Source organism: Rhodococcus sp. BS-15 (assembly GCF_000813105.1).
Taxonomy (GTDB): domain Bacteria; phylum Actinomycetota; class Actinomycetes; order Mycobacteriales; family Mycobacteriaceae; genus Rhodococcoides.
The window spans coordinates 1-17748 of the sequence record NZ_BAOX01000017.1 but is presented as its reverse complement, the minus strand read 5'-3'; the positions used below and the strand labels follow the sequence as shown (position 1 = coordinate 17748).

Genomic DNA, 17748 nt, shown 5'->3' with positions numbered 1-17748 from the left:
ATCAGCCGAAAGGTGTAGCCAGCGCTGATCCATCCGGCTCTCGAACTGCACTCTCCCGGTCGATGCCCCCGCACCCAGGCTACGGCGACAGTTGAACACAGTTGCCGGATACCTGATTCGGTCGTCCGCAGAGAAAGGCAGAAAACGTGTTCGTCGCCTGGAGAGACCTACGATTCGCGAAGGGGCGGTTCGCCCTGATGGGAACCGTCATCGTTCTGATCACGATGTTGGTCGGTCTGTTGTCCGGACTGACTGCGGGATTGGGCAGGGAAAGTACGTCGGCGATCACCGAATTGCCGGCTGACCATCTGACGTTCTCGGCCCCGACGGAGGGCAACTCGGTGTCGTTCACCGACAGCACAGTCACCGAATCCACGTGGCAGCAGTGGGCACAAGTGGATGGGGTACAGCGAGCGGAACCACTCGGCATCACCACTACCAAAGCCGAGGCCGGCTCGCGCAGCGCCGCGGTCGCTGCCTTCGGCGTTCAGCCGGGCTCGACTCTGGCACCGGAATCGGACCGAATCCGCACCGGCACCGCAGTATTGTCGACGTCGGCCGCAGAGGAGCTGGACGTCGGAGTCGGCGAGGACTTCGTCCTCGGTGGACAGCGGTTGACGGTCTCAGCTGTCGACGGCGACGCCTCCTACAGCCATACCCCGGTGATCTTCATGGACTTGGGGGCATGGCAGACCGTGTCCAGTGGAGCGCCTGCGGGCCCACTGCGTGCGACGGTAGTCGGGTTGAGCATCGACACCGACGTCGATCTTGCTGCGGCCGACGAACGGATCGGCACCGCCACGGTGCCCACCGCGGATGCCAAGTCCGCCGTCGGCTCCTACAACTCGGAAAACGGTTCGCTGCAACTGATGCGAGCGTTCCTGTTCGCTATCTCCGCACTTGTCATCGGGGCATTCTTCACCGTGTGGACGATCCAACGCAGTGGGGACGTCGCAGTTCTCAAGGCTCTCGGAGCATCTACCGCATACCTACTCCGAGATGCCCTCGGTCAGGCCGTCGTGGTGTTGACCGCCGGCACCGTCGTCGGGACTGGTTTGGCTGCAGGAGTGGGCGCACTCGTCGGCGGCACTGTGCCGTTCGTTCTCGACATCGGCACCGTGGTGCCACCTGCGCTGATCATCATTGCCCTCGGCGCAGTCGGCGCGGCCCTGTCCGTCAATCGAATTACGTCCGTTGACCCCCTCACTGCACTCGGGAGCGCACGATGAGCCTGCATCTGACCGATATCACTCTCACCTACCCCGACGGCGATGCCCGGCTCACTGCGTTGGACTGCGTCGACCTGCACGTCGAGAAGGGCACGATGACCGCCGTCATCGGCCCGTCCGGCTCCGGCAAGTCCAGCTTGCTCGCCGTAGCGGCCACCTTGATCACCCCTGACAGCGGTCGCGTCGTGATCGACGGAACACCCACTGCCGACATGACCCGTAAAGAGTTGACGACATTGCGGCGCAACAAGATCGGGACTGTATTTCAACAGCCCAATCTGTTGCCGTCGTTGACCGCCGTGGAGCAACTCCAGGTCATCGCCCACCTCGATGGTCACTCCCCCGCGGTGCCGAAATATCCGCACTCACCCTTCTCGACGCTGTCGGGCTCGGCGATCACGCGCGCAAGAGGCCGCATCAACTCTCCGGTGGGCAACGACAGCGGGTCAATATCGCCCGAGCCTTGATGAGCGCCCCTGCAGTACTGCTGGTCGACGAACCCACAAGCGCACTCGATCACGAACGAGGAGCAGCGATTCTCGATGTGATAGCCACCTTGACCCGTACCAACGGCACCGCGACCGTGGTGGTCACCCACGACCACGCACATCTGTCCGACATGGACGAAGTGGTGGAAATCGTGGACGGGAGGCTGCTCGTAGGCTCTCCGTCCAATTGACGTGGCGAGCTGAAGGACCTGCCTGCCGAACCTCACTCAGAAGTGCGCCGGTAGGCGGGGGCCTTCGGCTGTCGATCGGGTTCTGCTGTGCTGAGCAACGGCATCGTTCGGAACTCGACCAACTCCGAGAGCACCACCACACTCGTCGACCGCGCGATCGTACGAGACTGGTTGAGTACGATCAGGGTTCGCTGCAGGTCGTCATGAGACGCCGCAGCGACCCGGCACAGCACATCACCGGCACCGGTCGTCGCAAAGGCTTCCAAGACGCCCGGGATCTGCTCCAGAACAGCGACGACATCGCCCAGCGCACCTTGCGCGATCTCCAACGTGACGAATGCTTGAACTCCGTAACCCGCTGCAGCCAAACCGATTTGCGGCCGATAGCCGGTGATGACGTCGTTGTTCTCGAGCCGCTGCAGTCGGGCCGTCACCGTCGCGCGTGCCACGCCGAGTGTTCGTGAGAGCTCGAGCACGCCGATCCTCGAATTGTCGTGCAGCGCAGAGAGCAATGCTCGATCCAGTTCGTCCAGTTCGGACTCCATCGGCCACCTCCATTTTCTATACGGATCGTATAGCAAAAAAAGATTTTTTCTGCCCCATCTGCACAGCACAGATAGCAAATCCGAGGTCGATTGACAGCTCTGAGCCGCGATGTTGAGCTGCGTGCAACAGTTCGCCCAACTCGGATCCCATGGGGAGACTTTCATGAGCATCGACAGCATCCTCAACGACGACGAACGGCTGGCCGATCTCGACGCCGAGCAATTGCGTCAGCTCGTCGGTCTGGTCGAGTACGACGACAAGCGCGACCCCTTTCCGGTCAGCGGTTGGGACGCCATCGTGTGGGTCGTCGGCAACGCGACGCAGACCACCCACTTCTTCCAGTCCGCTTTCGGCATGGAATTAGTGGCCTACTCCGGCCCGACGACCGGCCAACGCGACCACCACGCGTACGTACTCACCTCCGGTGCAGTTCGATTCATCATCAAGGGAGCCGTCGACCCCGACAGTGCTCTGGTGGCACACCACTCGCGCCACGGTGATGGGGTCATCGACATCTCGCTGGCCGTCCCCGATGTCGATCGATGCATCGAGCATGCGCGGGCGCAGGGCGCGTACGTGCTGCAAGAACCCACCGATGTCACCGACGAGCACGGCACAGTTCGGATTGCGACCATCGCCACCTACGGCGACACCCGGCACACATTGGTCGACCGCTCCCGCTACACCGGCGCCTACCTCCCCGGCTATGTGCCGCGGACGTCGACGTTGCAGCGACCGGAAGGCGGTCCCAAGCGCATCTTCCAGGCCCTCGATCACGTGGTGGGCAACGTCGAGCTCGGCAAGATGGACGAGTGGGTGGACTTCTACCACCGCGTCATGGGCTTCACCAACATGGCCGAATTCGTCGGAGCCGATATCGCCACCGACTACTCGGCGTTGATGAGCAAGGTCGTCTCCAACGGCAACCACCGGGTGAAGTTCCCGCTGAACGAGCCGGCCGTCGCCAAGAAGCGCTCGCAGATCGACGAATACCTCGACTTCTATCGAGGCCCAGGAGCACAGCATCTGGCGCTCGCGACCAACGACATCCTGTCCTCGGTCGATGCCCTGCGCGCGGCCGGAGTCGAATTCCTCGCCACTCCCGATTCGTACTACGAGGACCCGGAACTGCGGGCTCGCATCGGCAATGTCCGAGTACCGATCGAGGAGCTGCAGCAGCGCGGAATTCTCGTCGACCGAGACGAGGACGGTTATCTGCTGCAGATCTTCACCAAACCACTGGTCGATCGACCGACGGTGTTCTTCGAGCTCATCGAACGCCATGGCTCGCTCGGATTCGGCATCGGAAACTTCAAGGCCCTGTTCGAGGCCATCGAGCGCGAGCAGGACGCCCGCGGTAACTTCTGACTCGAGCTACCGACCCAGACCGCCTCGGTCCTCGTCGAAGATCAGCCACGTGCGGGTCGCCCGGACACCGTCGAGTGATTGCAGACCCTCGAGCACCACCTGCCGCAAACTCTCGTTGTCGGGAGTCCTGATGAGCACCAGAACGTCGAAATCGCCACCGAGCAAACTGAAATGGTCGACGAATTCCATCGATCGCAAGCCCTCCGACACGGTCCGCCACGAATCCTGACGGATGGACAGCGCGATGTACGCCGAGGTTCCGAGTCCGGAAGCCGCATGGTCGACCTGCACGGTGAACCGCTCGATGACACCCGAATCCTTGAGTCGGTCGACGCGTGTATAGGTATGTGCCCGCGAGAGATTCAGCCTATCGGCCAGTACCCGCATCGACACCCGTCCGTCGGCGGTGAGTTCGGTGAGAATGCGGCGATCGGTGTCGTCCAATTCCACACGTCTCGAGACGTCGTCCATTCGTCCGCTCCTACCTGGTAGTTCGTTGCGCCCATCGGACATATTTCGCGATTGGTCCTCTGTCCGCCGCCATATGTCTACAATTCTACGACGATCGATCTTCTTACTCACCGAATCGGCCACAATCGCCGTACAAGCCGATTTCAGGAGAGTGCGCCATGACGACCGTCGAGAAGGTACCGGCAACGTCCTACCAACAGTTCATGCCCGCCGACCGTCCCGTGCAATACCTCGCACCGGACGGCACGGGTGTCGACAGCGCCGCACGCTATGCGCGGCCGTCCGACGAACGTCTGCTGGAGATGTATAGCTCGATGGTGCACGGTCGCCGATTCGACCAGCAGGCAACAGCATTGACCAAGCAGGGCCGGCTCGCGGTCTATCCCTCGTCCCGCGGGCAGGAGGCCTGCCAGATCGCCGCAGCCCTCTGCCTGGGTGAGCAGGACTGGATGTTCCCCACGTACCGCGACTCGATGGCCCTCGCCGCGCGAGGCGTCGAGCAGGTGGAGTTGCTGGGCATGCTCGCCGGCTACTGGCACTGCGGGTACGACCCCACGGACTACAAGGTCGCTCCCCAATGCACGCCCTTGGCAACACAATTGCTGCACGCAACCGGATTCGCGTACGCCGAGGCCAAGCAGGGCCGAGACACCATCGCCCTCGCGTTCTGCGGAGACGGTGCCACCAGCGAGGGTGACTTCCACGAGGCCCTCAACTTCGCTGCGGTGTTCCGTGCCCCGGTGATCTTCCTGGTGCAGAACAACGGATTCGCGATCAGCGTCCCCCTGGCTCGTCAGACTGCGGCTCCGTCGTTGTCGCACAAGGGAGTCGGCTACGGCATCGGCAGCGAGCAGGTCGACGGCAACGACCCGATCGCCATGATGGCCGTGATGGACGAGGCCGTGAAGTACGTCCGCGCAGGCAAGGGACCGGTGGTTGTCGAGGCGCACACCTACCGCATGGACGCCCACACGAACGCCGACGATGCCACTCGCTACCGCAAGGCCGACGAGGTCGAAGGCTGGCTGGCCCGAGACCCGCTCTCGCGCTTGGATTCCTACCTCGACGGCAGAGGTGTTCTCACCGACGAGCTCCGCGAGCAGATGACCGCTTCCGCCGACGCCGACGCTGCAGCCTTGCGCGCCGGCATGAACGTCGAGCAGGACGTCGACCCCGAGGATCTGTTCAGGTTCGTCTACTCCTCCCCCACCCCCGGTCTGATCGACCAGCGCAATCAGATCGCCGCCGAAATCGCAGCAGGAGAACTGTCATGACCACGATGACCATGGCCGGAGCGCTCAATTCAGCCTTGCGCGACGCATTGACGCAGGACGAGAAAGTAGTTGTGTTCGGCGAGGACGTCGGCGCACTCGGCGGCGTCTTCCGCGTCACCGACGGCCTCACCCGCGACTTCGGGGACGACCGCTGCTTCGACACCCCGCTCGCCGAGTCGGGCATCGTCGGATTCGCAATCGGAATGGCGATGTCGGGCTACAAGCCCGTCGTCGAGATGCAGTTCGACGCCTTCGCCTACCCGGCCTTCGAGCAGATCGTCTCCCATGTGGCCAAGCTGCGCAACAGAACTCGTGGCTCACTGACCGCGCCGATGGTCATTCGCATCCCGTTCGCCGGCGGCATCGGCGGCGTCGAGCATCACTGTGACTCCTCCGAGGCCTACTACGCGCACACTCCGGGTCTGAAGGTCGTTTCCCCGTCCACCGTCGCAGACGCGTACTCGCTGATGCGCGACGCCATCGCAGATCCCGATCCGGTGATCTTCCTCGAACCGAAGCGGCTGTACTTCTCCAAGGACGACATCGAGTTGGGACAGACCGAGCCGATCGGCACGGCGGTCGTGCGCCGTGCCGGTACCGACGTCACGCTTCTCGCCTACGGGCCCACGGTGTCGGTGGCCATGCAGGCTGCGGACTTCGCGGCGGAGGACGGCCGTAGCGTCGAGGTGATCGACCTGCGATCGCTCAATCCGTTCGACGACGAGACCGTCGCGGCCTCGGTACGCAAGACCGGACGCTGCATCGTGATTCAGGAAGCGCAGGGCTTCTCCGGTGTCGCCGCGGAAATCGCCTCACGGGTATCCGAGCGTTGCTTCCACCACCTGCATGCTCCGGTACTGAGGGTCACCGGACTCGATATTCCCTATCCTGCACCGAAACTCGAGCACTTCCACCTGCCGTCCGCCGACCGTGTGCTCGACGCCATGGACCGACTGCAGTGGAACGACGCCCCGGATCTCAGCAAGGCGGTCTCGGTATGAGCATGCAGGTATTTCTGCTCCCCGACCTCGGTGAGGGACTGACCGAGGCCGAGATCGTCGAGTGGAAGGTCAAGCCCGGCGATACCGTCACCATCGATCAGGTCGTCGTCGAAGTGGAGACCGCAAAAGCCTCCGTGGAGGTTCCCTGCCCCTTCGAGGGTGTCGTCGGCGAATTGCATGCGGCCGAGGGCACCTCACTCGCCGTCGGCGCTCCCCTGATCAGCATCACCGGCGGTGCCGTCGCCGACACCCCTGCGGCCCATGAGCGTTACCGCGAAGAGGAGCGGGCAGGCTCGGGGAATGTACTGATCGGCTACGGCACGGGACACGGTCCCACCGGACGTCGGAAACGCAGTGCGGCTGCACCGCAGTGGAGTGAAAAAGTGCCCCAGGGGGCACTTAACCGCACCACTGCACCGAAGGTGCTCTCCCCCATCGTCCGCAGCATGGCCCTGCAGGGCGGGCTCGATCTGGCGGCCATCGATGTCGCCGGCAGTCATGGAGTCATCACCCGAGCGGACGTGGAACGAGCACTGTCCTCGAGCGCTCCCCGTGCCGAGGGCGTCACCCGAATCCCGATTACCGGGATACGTAAGACCATCGCAGACAAACTCTCTCGCAGTCGCGCGGAAATTCCCGAGGCCACCGTCTGGGTCGACGTCGACGCGACAGCTCTGCTGCAGGCCCGACGCGACCTCGACGCCTCCATCGACGGCGTGAAGGTGACGCTGCTGGCGGTGCTGGCAAAGCTGACGATGATCGCGCTGTCCAAGTTCCCCGAGCTCAACAGCACGGTCGATACTGAGGCGGGCGAGATCCTGCTTTACGAGAACGTCGGACTCGGCATTGCCGCGCAGACCGATCGCGGATTGATGGTTCCTGTTGTGCCGCAGGCCGACAAGGCCGATCTGAAGGAACTCGCCGAGCGATTGGCCGAGCTGACCGAGCTGGCGCGAACCGGTTCCCTGCCCGCAGCACGACTGAGCGGCGGAACATTCACGCTGAACAACTACGGAGTATTCGGGGTCGACGGCTCGGCCGCGATCATCAATCACCCCGAGGCCGCGATCCTGGGCATCGGACGCATCATCGACCGTCCCTGGGTGGTCGACGGCCAATTGGCCGTCCGCAAGGTAGCGCAGCTGTCGCTGGCGTTCGATCACCGCGTGTGCGACGGCGGAGTCGCCGGCGGGTTCCTACGCACGGTCGCCAATTTCGTCGAAAACCCTGTCGTGGCATTGGGATCCGTCCGATGAGTGACGTCGACGTTCTCATTCTCGGCGGCGGCTCCGGCGGTTACTCCTGCGCCCTGCGGGCCGAACAGCTCGGCCTGTCCGTGGCATTGGTCGAGGAGGACAAGCTCGGTGGCACCTGCCTGCATCGTGGGTGCATCCCCACCAAGGCCCTGCTGCACACGGCCGAGGTTGCCGACGCGGTCCGCGGTTCAGCGCATGTCGGCGTCACCGCATCGCTCACAGGTGTGGATATGCCTGCGGCGCTAGACTATCAGCGCAGTGTCGTGGCTGGGCTCTACTCAGGGCTGCAAGGCTTGCTGAAGCGACCGGGTATCGAGATCATCACCGGTCGTGGACGGGTGGTCGGCCCTCGTACTGTCGAGGTGGACGGTCGACGCATCACCGGTGCCTCGCTGGTTCTCGCCACTGGCTCGTATTCACGCACCATTCCGGGTATCGAACTTGGACCGCGTGTGCTCACCAGCGACGGGGCGTTGGCACTCGATCGAGTGCCGGAATCTGTCGTCGTGCTCGGCGGCGGTGTGATCGGCATCGAGTTCGCCAGCATCTGGGCATCGTTCGGTGCCAAGGTTACGGTCGTCGAGGCCCTCGATCGCATCGTTCCCGGTGAAGACGAATGGGCCTCGAAGATGTTGACCAAGGCGTTACGCAAGCGCGGCATCGACATTCGTACCGGAACCAAGGTCGAGACCGTCACCGAATCTTCCGACGACGTCGCTGTGGGACTGTCATCCGGCGACACCCTCTCGGCCGATCTCGTCCTGGTGTCCGTCGGTCGTGGACCTCGCACCGACGGTCTCGGTCTGGCCGATCAGGCATCGCCACCGAACGGGGCTTCGTCACTGTGGACGACAACCTGCTCACCACCGCAGACGGCGTCTATGCCGTCGGCGACATCGTGGCGGGGTATCAATTGGCTCATCGCGGGTTTCAGCACGGCATGTTCGTCGCCGAGCACATTGCCGGCCTTTCTCCTGCGCGTATCGACGGCGATCTCGTTCCGCGCGTGACCTATTCGCACCCCGAGGTGTCATCGGTCGGTCTCACCGAGAAGGCCGCGGAAGAGAAGTACGGAACAGTGACCTCGGTGGTCTACGACCTCGGCGGCAACGGAAAGAGCCGAATCCTCGCCACCGCGGGTGGTGTCAAGGTGATCCGTGCCCGCGACGACGGTCCCGTCGTCGGTGTCCACCTCGTCGGTGACCGCGTGGGCGAGTTGATCGGTGAGGCGCAACTCGCGGTGGCATGGGAGGCACTGCCATCCGAGGTCGGCAGTTTTGTGCACGCTCACCCCACACAGAACGAGGCACTCGGTGAGGCAATGATGGCGCTGTCAGGGAGGCCGCTGCACGCGCACAGCTGAAAGAGTTTCGAGTGGGTCGCGCCACCGTTCCGGTTCGTTCTTGTAGGCCTTGTTCCGGGCACCGCTTCGTATTGAGCTCCTGATCCGCCGAGCAAGCCTCGACCTCACCTAGCAGTTGCCGAGGATCTCAACAGCGACAATAAGTTCCGTCACCTGCGCCCATTTTCGGCTGATCACGCCTCCTTCTCCAGGTCTAAAGTGTCCGCGGGTACGGTGCACAGAGCATGACTGCCAGCCGCGGGTCTTACCTATACGAGGCCCGGCCAGGGCGAACATCATTCCTCCCACGACATGTACACCTTCTTATTGCATTGGACTGTGCGGACGACGAGGTCCGGTCGCAGCTTCTTCACCCGTTCGAGTGCCTGCTTGCCCAACCCTGGTCTACCCGGTCTCACTGATTCAAAGAAGACCGCCGCACCCTGACCTCGCGGCGATCATTCAGCACTTATGGCGCTCGAAGCAGCCGCCGCGCCGAGCTGGCGTCCTTCCTGGGCAAGTGGTGTCGGTGCCGACCGCTAGATTCGGGGCGGCCCGGTACGACCGTGCAGGACCACATCGCAGGAGGTGTTCGATGGAGCCCGTAACCCTAATTGTCGCGGCGATCGCACTCGGCGCGTCGGACGGCGCGCGCGAGACCACAAAACAGGCAATCGGCGACGCCTACACGGCCGTGAAGGGCTGGATCACGAGCCGGTACATCTCCGTGACGGCGGAGATCGAGGGGCTGCAGCGGGAGCCGGAAGAAGAACTCCGCCGCGCACTTCTCGCGAAGAAACTCGATCAGGCGGGTGCCGGAGACGACGTCGAGCTGCTGGGTCTCGCGCAAGCGCTCCTGGTAGCTGTCGAGGATCAGGCTCCCGAGTTGCCGGCCACCGTCGGCGTAGTAATCCGCCACGCATCGGTTGGAGGCAACATCGAGGTCGAAGATGTGGCTGTCGACGGCGGGAGTGGAGTTGTCGCCGAGGACATCGCGGCTGCAGGCGATGTGCGGATCGGCCGAGTCGCAGCGCGTGCCCATCGGGAGCCGCCAAACCCTACCCAGGCGCGGGAGCAGTAGACGGTTCGTCTGCTTCTGCGCACAGCTTCACTTCGACCCAGCGCAACGTCATCGCTGGCCGGGACAACAACACATACTATTCGGTCGGCGCGACCGAGACGGGCAACAGTGGCGGCCGTATCCGCGCTGTAACGGCGTCCGTCAAGCCGCTGCCAATCGGTCAGGGGCTGTGGTCCGTCACCGTGAACAACGCGAGTTCGGGACCGATCACGGACCTCGAGGTCGATGTGTATGCCGTTGATGGGGACGGCAACCGCCTGGAGGATGCGTGTCATCCGGCGAAGGGGAAGATCTCAATGCAGGGGATCTTCCGGGAGCTCTTGTCGGGCGGGATGAGCGGAACCCTCGATGCCATTGGCTCCCAAGCTAACTCGATGGACCCTCGGGGGATGTTCGGTGTGCCGGCCAACCTCGGTTCCTACGGAGGGATGTTGTCGGGTCAAATGATGAATACTCCAGGCCTCTCCGCGCTTCTTCAGAACTTCCAACAGCAAATGGTCGACAAATACCCGCAAGTGATCTCACGAGACCAGTCAGTTGAGGTCGCCTACAGTGCCTCTGGAACGGCCAAGGTGCGGGTCGATCTCCAGTTCGCCGACGACATGGGCAACCTGTGGCGTCGACGGCACGGTCAGCAACCTGAACCGGTGATGGAGAGTGACTAGGTCGAACATGAAGCAGGCGGTGGGTTGAACGCCGCCGGTCAACGTGTCGGCTACGCCTCATTGGTAACAAAACTCATTGCCGATAACAGAAATTATGCTGGGTGGACCTCTGCATGTTGCATCTGATGAATCAGCCAGCTCTGGCAAACTGGCTGCGTGCATCTCTTGGTGAAGCGCGAAATCTGTTCAGAATGAGGAGGTTACGTGCTGTCTGGCAGGCCGCCCGTTCGGACGTCCCGCCCGAGGCATCGTCAGCCTGTAGTTTTCGCAGCTCAACATCATTCTCTGGCAGTGCTATTGACAGTAATGATGCATCTGGTGAATCATTGAACGAGACAGCGGAGGGGTGTCATGGGGGTCGACAAGAGCGGACGCGTCGTCCTGGTCGACTCGGTGACGCCTCTGCATCCCGAGGAACAAACGGTCGAAGACATGCTCACGGGATGGCGGAACCAGCAGCTGTGCCGAAACCTGCAGCTCGGGACCATCGAGCAACGACAGCAGGTCGTCATACGGTTCATCGACTACACCAACGAGTTCCCGTGGGCATGGACACCGGCCATGGTCGAGGAATACTTCGGAGACCTCCGCTCGATCCGGCGAATCGCACACTCGACGATCCGTAGCTACCAGACCTCGCTCAAGCTGTTCTGCTCCTACATCAGCAACCCCGACTACGGGTGGGATCGACTGTGCGAGAGCCGCTTCGGTACACACCCTGCTCAGGTGTTCTTCGAGTGGAACACCGCAGCACACGTCCAGGACAACGAGCAGACACCGGCCAAGCGTGCCTTCACCAAGACCGAGCTGCAACTGTTGTTCGACCACTCCGACGCCCAGGTCGAGACGATCGGAGCGACAGGCCGCAAGGGATGGCTGCCGGCCTACCGTGACGCGGTGATGCTCAAACTCGCCTACTCCTACGGGCTGCGGTTCAACGAAGTGCGTCACTTACAGACCGTCGACTTTGCCCGCAATCCCCACGCACGAGAGTTCGGCCGCTTCGGAGTTCTCAATGTGCGTTACGGCAAAGCCAAACGCGGGTCACCCCCGAAACGGCGCAGTGTCCTGACGGTCTTCGACTGGACACCTGAGATCGTCGACGATTGGCTCACCCACGGCCAGCCCTATCTCGATGCGGGACTCGATCTGTTCCCGTCCGAACGTGGCGCGCTCGTTGCCGAATCGACCTTGATACGCCGGTTCCGCCGCTACTGCACCGAGCTGCAGCTTTCCCCCGGGCTGGACCTGCACTCACTGCGACGCTCGTACGCCACCCACCTGATCGAAGACGGCTGGGATCCGCTGTTCGTGCAACAGCAGATGGGCCACGAGCACGCCAGTACCACCTCCCTCTATACCTGCGTGTCGAGCGACTTCCGCACCCGCACACTGCGGCGAGCGTTGGATGCCACCGTGAGCGACGCTCTCGGAATGGAAGGAGAAATCTCGTGAAACGCACCGTCGACTACACCTGGCGCCTACCCGAGCTGATGGCCGCACACGGCATGCACAACAGCACCGACCTCATCCCCCGCCTGCTCGAACGAGGAATCGCCCTCTCCCGCCCTCAGGTCTACCGCCTCGTCACTCAACGACCCGAACGTGTGTCACTGCAGATGATGGCGGCTCTCTGCGACATCTTCGGCTGCGGAATGGAGGACCTGGTCACCGTCACAGCGGCAGACGAACGCAAGAAGCGAACTGCGACATCATCGGCACCCAACGTCGTCGAGCTCAACAAGACAGTCCGACCGCGACGCGCACGAGTGATCCGCGATGACCATTGAGATCCGACCCCGCAACACCGTTCGAGGGCGACCGAGAACCGGTGGCGGATTCACCTGCGATCGCTGCGGACGCGAGGCCGGCAAACCGCGCGTGCGCTGGCCCGACGGCAAGATCTGCGGAACATGCTTCCACGCCGCCGTACGCACCTACGGATACTGCGCAGCATGTGGATTCGAGCGAATGCTCCCCGGACGAGTCGAGGACAGAGCGGTCTGTGTCGACTGCGCCGGAATTGCTACCAACTTCCACTGCACCCGCTGCGGCACCAAAGCCGAGCACTACCGACGCGGCATCTGCGCACGCTGCGCACTCCGCGACGACCTCACCGCGCTGCTTCTCGACAACCCCGCCGATCCTGCGGCAATGCACACACTGGTGGGCATCTTCTGTGCCGTGGACCGCCCCGAAAGCATCCACACCTGGAAACGATCCGCCAAGGTGCGCGAGCTGTTGCGCCAACTGGCAACCGGTCAGATTCCGATGACCCACGAAGGCCTCGACAGCGTCGGCGACGATCGCCGCACAATGCACCTGCGGGGCATCCTCGAACACCACCAAATGATTCCGCCGCGTGACCGCTACCTCGCCCTCTTCGAGGACTGGATCGCCGCAAAGATGACCGCCATCGATCACCCCTCGGTTCGGCGCTACGCCGAACAGTTCGCGACCTGGCACCACCTCAAACGAGTCCGCGCAATCGCAGCCGCAGGCAAACCCACCCGCGGACCCGTCCACGCCTCCAAACAGGACATCACCGAAACCATCAAGTTCCTGACCTGGCTCCACGACACCCACATGCGCACCGCCGCGACATGCCGCCAACTCGACGTCGATGAATGGCTCGCTACCGGCCCCACCACCCGGCAGCTGATTCGGACGTTCTTCGTCTGGGCTAAGACAACCCGCATCAACCGGTCGGTGACGATCGCCCATCGCTCCCCCGCACCGACAGCCACCTTCACCCAAGACGAGCGACTGCACTGGATCTGTGAACTCCTGACCGGCAGCAGTGAATCGCTCCCGTATCGAGTGGCCGGCATTCTTCTCCTGCTCTACGCCCAACCGATGGTCAAGATCGCCGCTCTACGCACCGATCACGTCAGTACCGACGCCGATGGGCTGTGGATCACGCTTGGTGCCGAACCAGCCCCGGTGCCCGAACCCTTCGCAATGCTTCTCAGACACCACATCAACTCACGCACAACGCAACTCACCGGTACCGACACCGGCTGGCTGTTCCCCAGCGTCCGCACCGGTCGCCACCTGCACCCCAACACCATGATGGACCGCATCCGATCACTCGGAATCAACCTGCTCGGCGCGCGCACAACATCCCTACGCACTCTCGTCACCCAGGTACCACCGCCGCTCGCCGCGGAAATGCTCGGATACAGCTACTCCGTCGCCCACCGCCACGCCGAATTGGCAGCGCTGCCGTGGGCGCAGTACTCCGCGCAGCGGAAGTAGTCTCCACCTCGGGTGACCACCGTCAAGCTTGCCTGCTTGTGGATCGGCGACGGGGGCGCTGCCACATAGAATGAAATTCACCATCGCCTGCGATTGCCTTCGCGAAGGTCGGCGGAGCGGGTACTCGGGCGTTTGGATTTGGGTTGTACTCAAGCGTGTAAATGGTGTCGGACTTGAGAGCCATGCGGTTGGGTCTGTGATGCAGCACCCCAGACAGCCAGGCGTATCGCGGATTCGCCCACATCCGTTTCTCGATCATGAGGCCGAGAAGGTCCCAGGTGTCAGTGAATTCCTCAGACCCAGTGGAAATTTGGGGTGCGGTCGATGCAAGTGCCAGAAAATGCGGTGATGCGGGAGCGTGCTGTCGTTTCTTTCGGTCAATTGATTTCCGAAGCGATTCGAAGGCGGCGGCACGGTCATCGTCGTTGAAGCAAGGGTTGACGGAGTACCCAAAGGTGTGGCCGATGGACGGGCCGGAGGTGAAGGGTAGCCCGCCGTTAGCCTCTACTGCGTCCCAGTCGATGTGGCTGTCGTCTGCGAAGTGGAGCATGGGTCGCCAAGTCGCCCGGATGGGTCGTTCTGCGGCGTCGGGGGTCGTCGTAATCTGACCAGACTCACTGTTGCACACCATGTCGCAAAACTCATGGCTCCACAGTGTCGACACCAGGTCCTTGGGCGATCCGATCGGCAGTTCGACACGAATGTTCCGAGCAACGTCGCGTTTGCGCATTCGCGCGGAGAGCGTAGTGCTGATCATGTTGCTCATCCGCTGCCAAGCCGCGTACGCCTCCCAGTGCCACACGGTCACTTCTATCGTGACTAGACCTTCAGGCATCCGAACGCCGTAGTCAGGGACATCGGCTGGTTGCCGTGGCTAGGCCTCCAATCGCTCGGAACCAGTGGCTCGAGCAACACCGGAGTCATACGTAACGCAAGGACACTGCCAACCTCGAGTTCCGCAAGCGCCTCCTCGTACCCGTGGTCATCAACCGGGCGCAGCACGCTCTTGATGCGCTGAACGATTGTCCGACCGACCCCCGGCGAGACGTTCCCAGCGAGACGCTGCAGCATGTCAGCGATATTTATCAAGTAGTTCGTTGATTGTCCGTTTCCGACGCCACGCCAATGGTTGCCAAGCGGCCCCACCGGGTCCTCCGCCCAAGCCGCATCATCGACAAGCTCGAAAACCTGCCGGTAGAAGCCCTGTACCTGCACAACTTCTTCTGGGCCACCATCGCCCAGGTTCGCGGCTTCGGCGAGCGCAACAGGGTCACCGTTGTGGAAGTACGTGTGCGCAGAATCTTCCGAGGGGCTCCCGGACGGTCGATCTGCGGAATCAGCGTCTGACGGCATGGTGAAGGCTATCGAGACTTCTTTCGGATGATGTACTGCAACCGGGGCCGCGTGTCGGGTCACTGCGTTGCAGCGAGTCCGCCCGACCTTCGTGGTGAGCGACGGTTCTACTTTCGTAACCGTTGCGTACCCGGCCCCTTTCGGCCCAGTACATCGGCGGGGTTCGAGTATGGGCGCGAGGTCAGGGACAGGCATCCGCAGCCGATACAGTTGTAGAAGTTGTCACGAAGTGCGGTGAGTTCATCGATCCGTTCGGTGAGGTCGTCGCGCTGCCTGAACCTGATGTTTCGTCCTGCGCCGAAGTGTTGCCGGCTCCCAGTCGACCGATCATGACCTGGTCGCCTCCGTGAATATGTGGGGGCGGAGAGCGCCTCTTCGGGCCACATTTGGAGCAGGTATTGCTCTACATGCTCAATGGCGTACCCGCGGCTTGGCCGATGTTGCGGCCAACTGCATGATGTGTCACTCCGTAAACAGTCGAGCGGCAAATATCAGAAAGATTGCGGCTGAGATTCGATTTAGCCAAACAAGGATTTCGGGGCGTTGTAGTAGAGCAGCCATCCTGGAGGCAACAACGCTAACAGCGCAGTACCAGGCAAAAGCCACGAGTGACTGGACCAGCACGAGGACCATCGCGGTTGCGCCGGGAGGTGCGTTCGCTGGAATGAACTGCGGAAGAACCGCTACGAAGAACGCGCCCAGCTTTGGATTCAACGCGCATGTTCCGAGAGCTTTCAGTAGCGGCCGTGCAATCGACTTGTCCACGACGTCGATCTCGGTCAATTTTCTACTGGCGACCAGTGCGCGCCAACTCAAATAGACCAGGTAAGCGCAACAGACCAACTTGAAAGCAAGCAAGGCCGGTGCACTGGCCGACAAGACGATAGCGAGGCCGGCACCTACGACAAGGCTCCACGCGACCAAGCCGATAGACACCCCTACCGCTGCACGTACTCCGTCTCTGCGGCCCCCTCCTGTGACTGCCTGCAACACCACCATGGTGTCCGGACCCGGCAACATTGTGATGAGAATGCACGGAAGCAGGTATCCCGAAACAGCCTGTACCACTGCGTTCATAGCAGGCTAAGTGTGTCGCTGTGCGACTCGTGTAGGCAGATCAGAAGTCCGCCACGGTCACCCCGGAAACAACGCGACGAGAGACAGTGACGCATCGACCCCGATATCGACGTCATGTAAATCGCTTTCCTCGATGGTCGTCGATCATCGTAGGTACTCCGGTCCTGTGAAGAGGCGGAACATCCTCGGACGGGATGGGTGTGGATTTGTCGGGTCCAGGAAGACGGCGTCGAGCGAGCGTGTGACCGGCGATGACTGCCGTGGCGAGGGACGCCAGCACCGCAGCGGATCCAAATCCGGTTTGGTAGAAAATGCTCGGGTGAGCGGCGTCGAGAACTGAGGTGCCGGCCAGTCCGACACTGTTTCCGAGCTGCTGTGCGGTGGTCAGGACGGCGGCTGCGATGCCCGTCAGGGCCGAGGGCAACAGCAAGGTGGTGCCGTCGGAGATCGCCGCGAGCGCGACACCCATGCCGATGCCGAAGACACCGATGGCCGCGATCAGCATCCCGGGACTGCTCCCGCCCGCAACCAGCCACGCGGCCACGAGTCCCACCGACATGACGGAGGCACCGATGGTGGTCGTCATGTCAACGCCGACACGGCGCTGCAGTAGGTGGGCGCTGGCAGCAGCGCCGAAGGCTCCCAACGACAGAGGCAGGAACGCAACCCCTGTAACCAGAGGGGTTAGGCCGTGAAATTCCTGCAGGTTCAGCGTCGTGAAGAAGAATGTGGCCGTCATGGCACCCCCGAGAAAAAGCATCGTGACCGTGGGACGCCATGCCCCGGTCGCGCGGAGCACTCCGAACGGGATCAGGGGACTGGCCTGACGGGACTCGACCGCCACGAAGACCGCGAAGCCGGCCACTGCGACGGGTCCCCAGATCTCCGGGGCCATCCACACCGGGGATGTCTCGGCCAGCGAGGCGACGGCGACTACCACTGCGGCCGCAGTGATGGCAAAAGCGCCGCCGCCAACGAGGTCGAGTCGCGGACGCTCGACCGGTCGGACCGAACCGATAGTCAAAACCAGCAAGATAAGTGCGACGCCGACGGGCACGTTGATCAGCAACGTCCAACGCCAATCGGTCAGGTCGACGATGATCCCGCCCCCGAGGACCCCGATAGCCCCCGCCGCTGCCCGCTGCGGC

General features: G+C 62.7%; 16 protein-coding genes and 3 pseudogenes. 13 read left to right on the top strand and 6 right to left on the bottom strand.

Annotation, left to right across the window (positions count from 1 at the left end):
* The first annotated feature begins 146 nt into the window (after positions 1–146).
* Positions 147–1229 (top strand): ABC transporter permease, encoded by a 1083-nt coding sequence (locus RHBS_RS04120; protein ID WP_128644887.1) that lies wholly within the window; start codon positions 147–149, stop codon positions 1227–1229.
* Positions 1226–1908 (top strand): annotated as a pseudogene (locus tag RHBS_RS04115) (ABC transporter ATP-binding protein). Before RHBS_RS04120 ends, RHBS_RS04115 begins: the two are co-directional and overlap by 4 nt.
* Positions 1909–1940: 32 nt before the next feature.
* Here the strand turns inward: RHBS_RS04115 and RHBS_RS04110 are convergent.
* On the bottom strand, positions 1941–2453 hold the full coding sequence (locus tag RHBS_RS04110) for an Lrp/AsnC family transcriptional regulator (RefSeq protein WP_128644886.1): 513 nt from the start codon (positions 2451–2453) through the stop codon (positions 1941–1943).
* A gap of 163 nt (positions 2454–2616) precedes the next feature.
* Here RHBS_RS04110 and hppD point away from each other — a divergent pair, with 163 nt between their 5' ends.
* Complete coding sequence (gene hppD / locus RHBS_RS04105) at positions 2617–3822, top strand: 4-hydroxyphenylpyruvate dioxygenase (protein WP_128644885.1); 1206 nt, start codon at positions 2617–2619, stop codon at positions 3820–3822.
* A 6-nt stretch (positions 3823–3828) separates the two neighbouring features.
* Here the strand turns inward: hppD and RHBS_RS04100 are convergent, their stop codons facing one another.
* Entirely contained in the window at positions 3829–4293 is a 465-nt protein-coding gene (locus RHBS_RS04100) for an Lrp/AsnC family transcriptional regulator (protein WP_236745342.1), read from the bottom strand.
* 158 nt (positions 4294–4451) lie between these two features.
* Between RHBS_RS04100 and RHBS_RS04095 the strand changes: the two genes are divergently transcribed.
* The 9 genes and pseudogenes from RHBS_RS04095 to RHBS_RS04055 all read left to right on the top strand — a co-directional run bounded on the left by RHBS_RS04095 (position 4452) and on the right by RHBS_RS04055 (position 14170).
* The gene (locus RHBS_RS04095) at positions 4452–5567 is read left to right on the top strand and encodes a thiamine pyrophosphate-dependent dehydrogenase E1 component subunit alpha (protein ID WP_128644883.1); all 1116 of its coding nucleotides are present in this window, start codon (positions 4452–4454) and stop codon (positions 5565–5567) included.
* Positions 5564–6568 (top strand): alpha-ketoacid dehydrogenase subunit beta, encoded by a 1005-nt coding sequence (locus RHBS_RS04090; RefSeq protein ID WP_128644882.1) that lies wholly within the window; start codon positions 5564–5566, stop codon positions 6566–6568. Before RHBS_RS04095 ends, RHBS_RS04090 begins: the two co-directional genes overlap by 4 nt.
* Positions 6565–7824, top strand: a complete 1260-nt coding sequence (locus RHBS_RS04085) for a dihydrolipoamide acetyltransferase family protein (protein WP_128644881.1) — start codon at positions 6565–6567, stop codon at positions 7822–7824. Before RHBS_RS04090 ends, RHBS_RS04085 begins: the two co-directional genes overlap by 4 nt.
* Positions 7821–9187 (top strand): annotated as a pseudogene (gene lpdA / locus RHBS_RS04080) (dihydrolipoyl dehydrogenase). The gene RHBS_RS04085 and the pseudogene lpdA overlap by 4 nt, the downstream one beginning before the upstream one ends.
* 574 nt (positions 9188–9761) lie before the next feature.
* The gene (locus tag RHBS_RS04075) at positions 9762–10247 is read left to right on the top strand and encodes a hypothetical protein (protein ID WP_128644880.1); all 486 of its coding nucleotides are present in this window, start codon (positions 9762–9764) and stop codon (positions 10245–10247) included.
* A 182-nt stretch (positions 10248–10429) separates the two neighbouring features.
* The gene (locus RHBS_RS04070) at positions 10430–10912 is read left to right on the top strand and encodes a hypothetical protein (protein ID WP_237668994.1); all 483 of its coding nucleotides are present in this window, start codon (positions 10430–10432) and stop codon (positions 10910–10912) included.
* 351 nt (positions 10913–11263) lie between these two features.
* On the top strand, positions 11264–12367 hold the full coding sequence (locus RHBS_RS04065) for a site-specific integrase (RefSeq protein ID WP_128644879.1): 1104 nt from the start codon (positions 11264–11266) through the stop codon (positions 12365–12367).
* Positions 12364–12702 carry a helix-turn-helix transcriptional regulator gene (locus tag RHBS_RS04060; protein WP_128644878.1) on the top strand — a complete coding sequence of 113 codons (339 nt, stop codon included), beginning with the start codon at positions 12364–12366 and terminating at the stop codon, positions 12700–12702. Before RHBS_RS04065 ends, RHBS_RS04060 begins: the two co-directional genes overlap by 4 nt.
* The gene (locus tag RHBS_RS04055; RefSeq protein WP_237668993.1) at positions 12692–14170 is read left to right on the top strand and encodes a recombinase XerD; all 1479 of its coding nucleotides are present in this window, start codon (positions 12692–12694) and stop codon (positions 14168–14170) included. The genes RHBS_RS04060 and RHBS_RS04055 overlap by 11 nt, the downstream gene beginning before the upstream one ends.
* A 22-nt stretch (positions 14171–14192) precedes the next feature.
* Here the strand turns inward: RHBS_RS04055 and RHBS_RS04050 are convergent, their stop codons facing one another.
* Positions 14193–14978 carry a hypothetical protein gene (locus RHBS_RS04050; RefSeq protein WP_145977469.1) on the bottom strand — a complete coding sequence of 262 codons (786 nt, stop codon included), beginning with the start codon at positions 14976–14978 and terminating at the stop codon, positions 14193–14195.
* Between the two features lie 317 nt (positions 14979–15295).
* Here RHBS_RS04050 and RHBS_RS04045 point away from each other — a divergent pair, with 317 nt between their 5' ends.
* Complete coding sequence (locus RHBS_RS04045) at positions 15296–15517, top strand: hypothetical protein (protein ID WP_128644876.1); 222 nt, start codon at positions 15296–15298, stop codon at positions 15515–15517.
* A 113-nt stretch (positions 15518–15630) separates the two neighbouring features.
* On the opposite strand, the pseudogene RHBS_RS30200 reads toward RHBS_RS04045, so the two are convergent.
* The 3 genes and pseudogenes from RHBS_RS30200 to RHBS_RS04030 all read right to left on the bottom strand — a co-directional run.
* A pseudogene (locus RHBS_RS30200) lies at positions 15631–15789 on the bottom strand (redox-sensitive transcriptional activator SoxR); the annotation flags it as partial.
* A 196-nt stretch (positions 15790–15985) separates the two neighbouring features.
* Complete coding sequence (locus RHBS_RS04035; RefSeq protein ID WP_272913841.1) at positions 15986–16543, bottom strand: LysE family translocator; 558 nt, start codon at positions 16541–16543, stop codon at positions 15986–15988.
* 169 nt (positions 16544–16712) lie between these two features.
* Positions 16713–17748: MFS transporter (locus RHBS_RS04030; protein WP_128644875.1), on the bottom strand; the 1036-nt coding region annotated here is incomplete at its 5' end.

Bases quoted from the DNA above. Each gene is read 5' to 3' on its own strand.
- RHBS_RS04075 (WP_128644880.1), top strand. From the start codon at position 9,762: ATGGAGCCCGTAACCCTAATTGTCGCGGCGATCGCACTCGGCGCGTCG.
- hppD (WP_128644885.1), top strand. From the start codon at position 2,617: ATGAGCATCGACAGCATCCTCAACGACGACGAACGGCTGGCCGATCTC.
- RHBS_RS04090 (WP_128644882.1), top strand. From the start codon at position 5,564: ATGACCACGATGACCATGGCCGGAGCGCTCAATTCAGCCTTGCGCGAC.
- RHBS_RS04055 (WP_237668993.1), top strand. From the start codon at position 12,692: ATGACCATTGAGATCCGACCCCGCAACACCGTTCGAGGGCGACCGAGA.
- RHBS_RS04095 (WP_128644883.1), top strand. From the start codon at position 4,452: ATGACGACCGTCGAGAAGGTACCGGCAACGTCCTACCAACAGTTCATG.
- RHBS_RS04085 (WP_128644881.1), top strand. From the start codon at position 6,565: ATGAGCATGCAGGTATTTCTGCTCCCCGACCTCGGTGAGGGACTGACC.
- RHBS_RS04100 (WP_236745342.1), bottom strand. From the start codon at position 4,293: ATGGACGACGTCTCGAGACGTGTGGAATTGGACGACACCGATCGCCGC.
- RHBS_RS04065 (WP_128644879.1), top strand. From the start codon at position 11,264: ATGGGGGTCGACAAGAGCGGACGCGTCGTCCTGGTCGACTCGGTGACG.
- RHBS_RS04045 (WP_128644876.1), top strand. From the start codon at position 15,296: ATGGTTGCCAAGCGGCCCCACCGGGTCCTCCGCCCAAGCCGCATCATC.
- RHBS_RS04110 (WP_128644886.1), bottom strand. From the start codon at position 2,453: ATGGAGTCCGAACTGGACGAACTGGATCGAGCATTGCTCTCTGCGCTG.
- RHBS_RS04035 (WP_272913841.1), bottom strand. From the start codon at position 16,543: ATGTTGCCGGGTCCGGACACCATGGTGGTGTTGCAGGCAGTCACAGGA.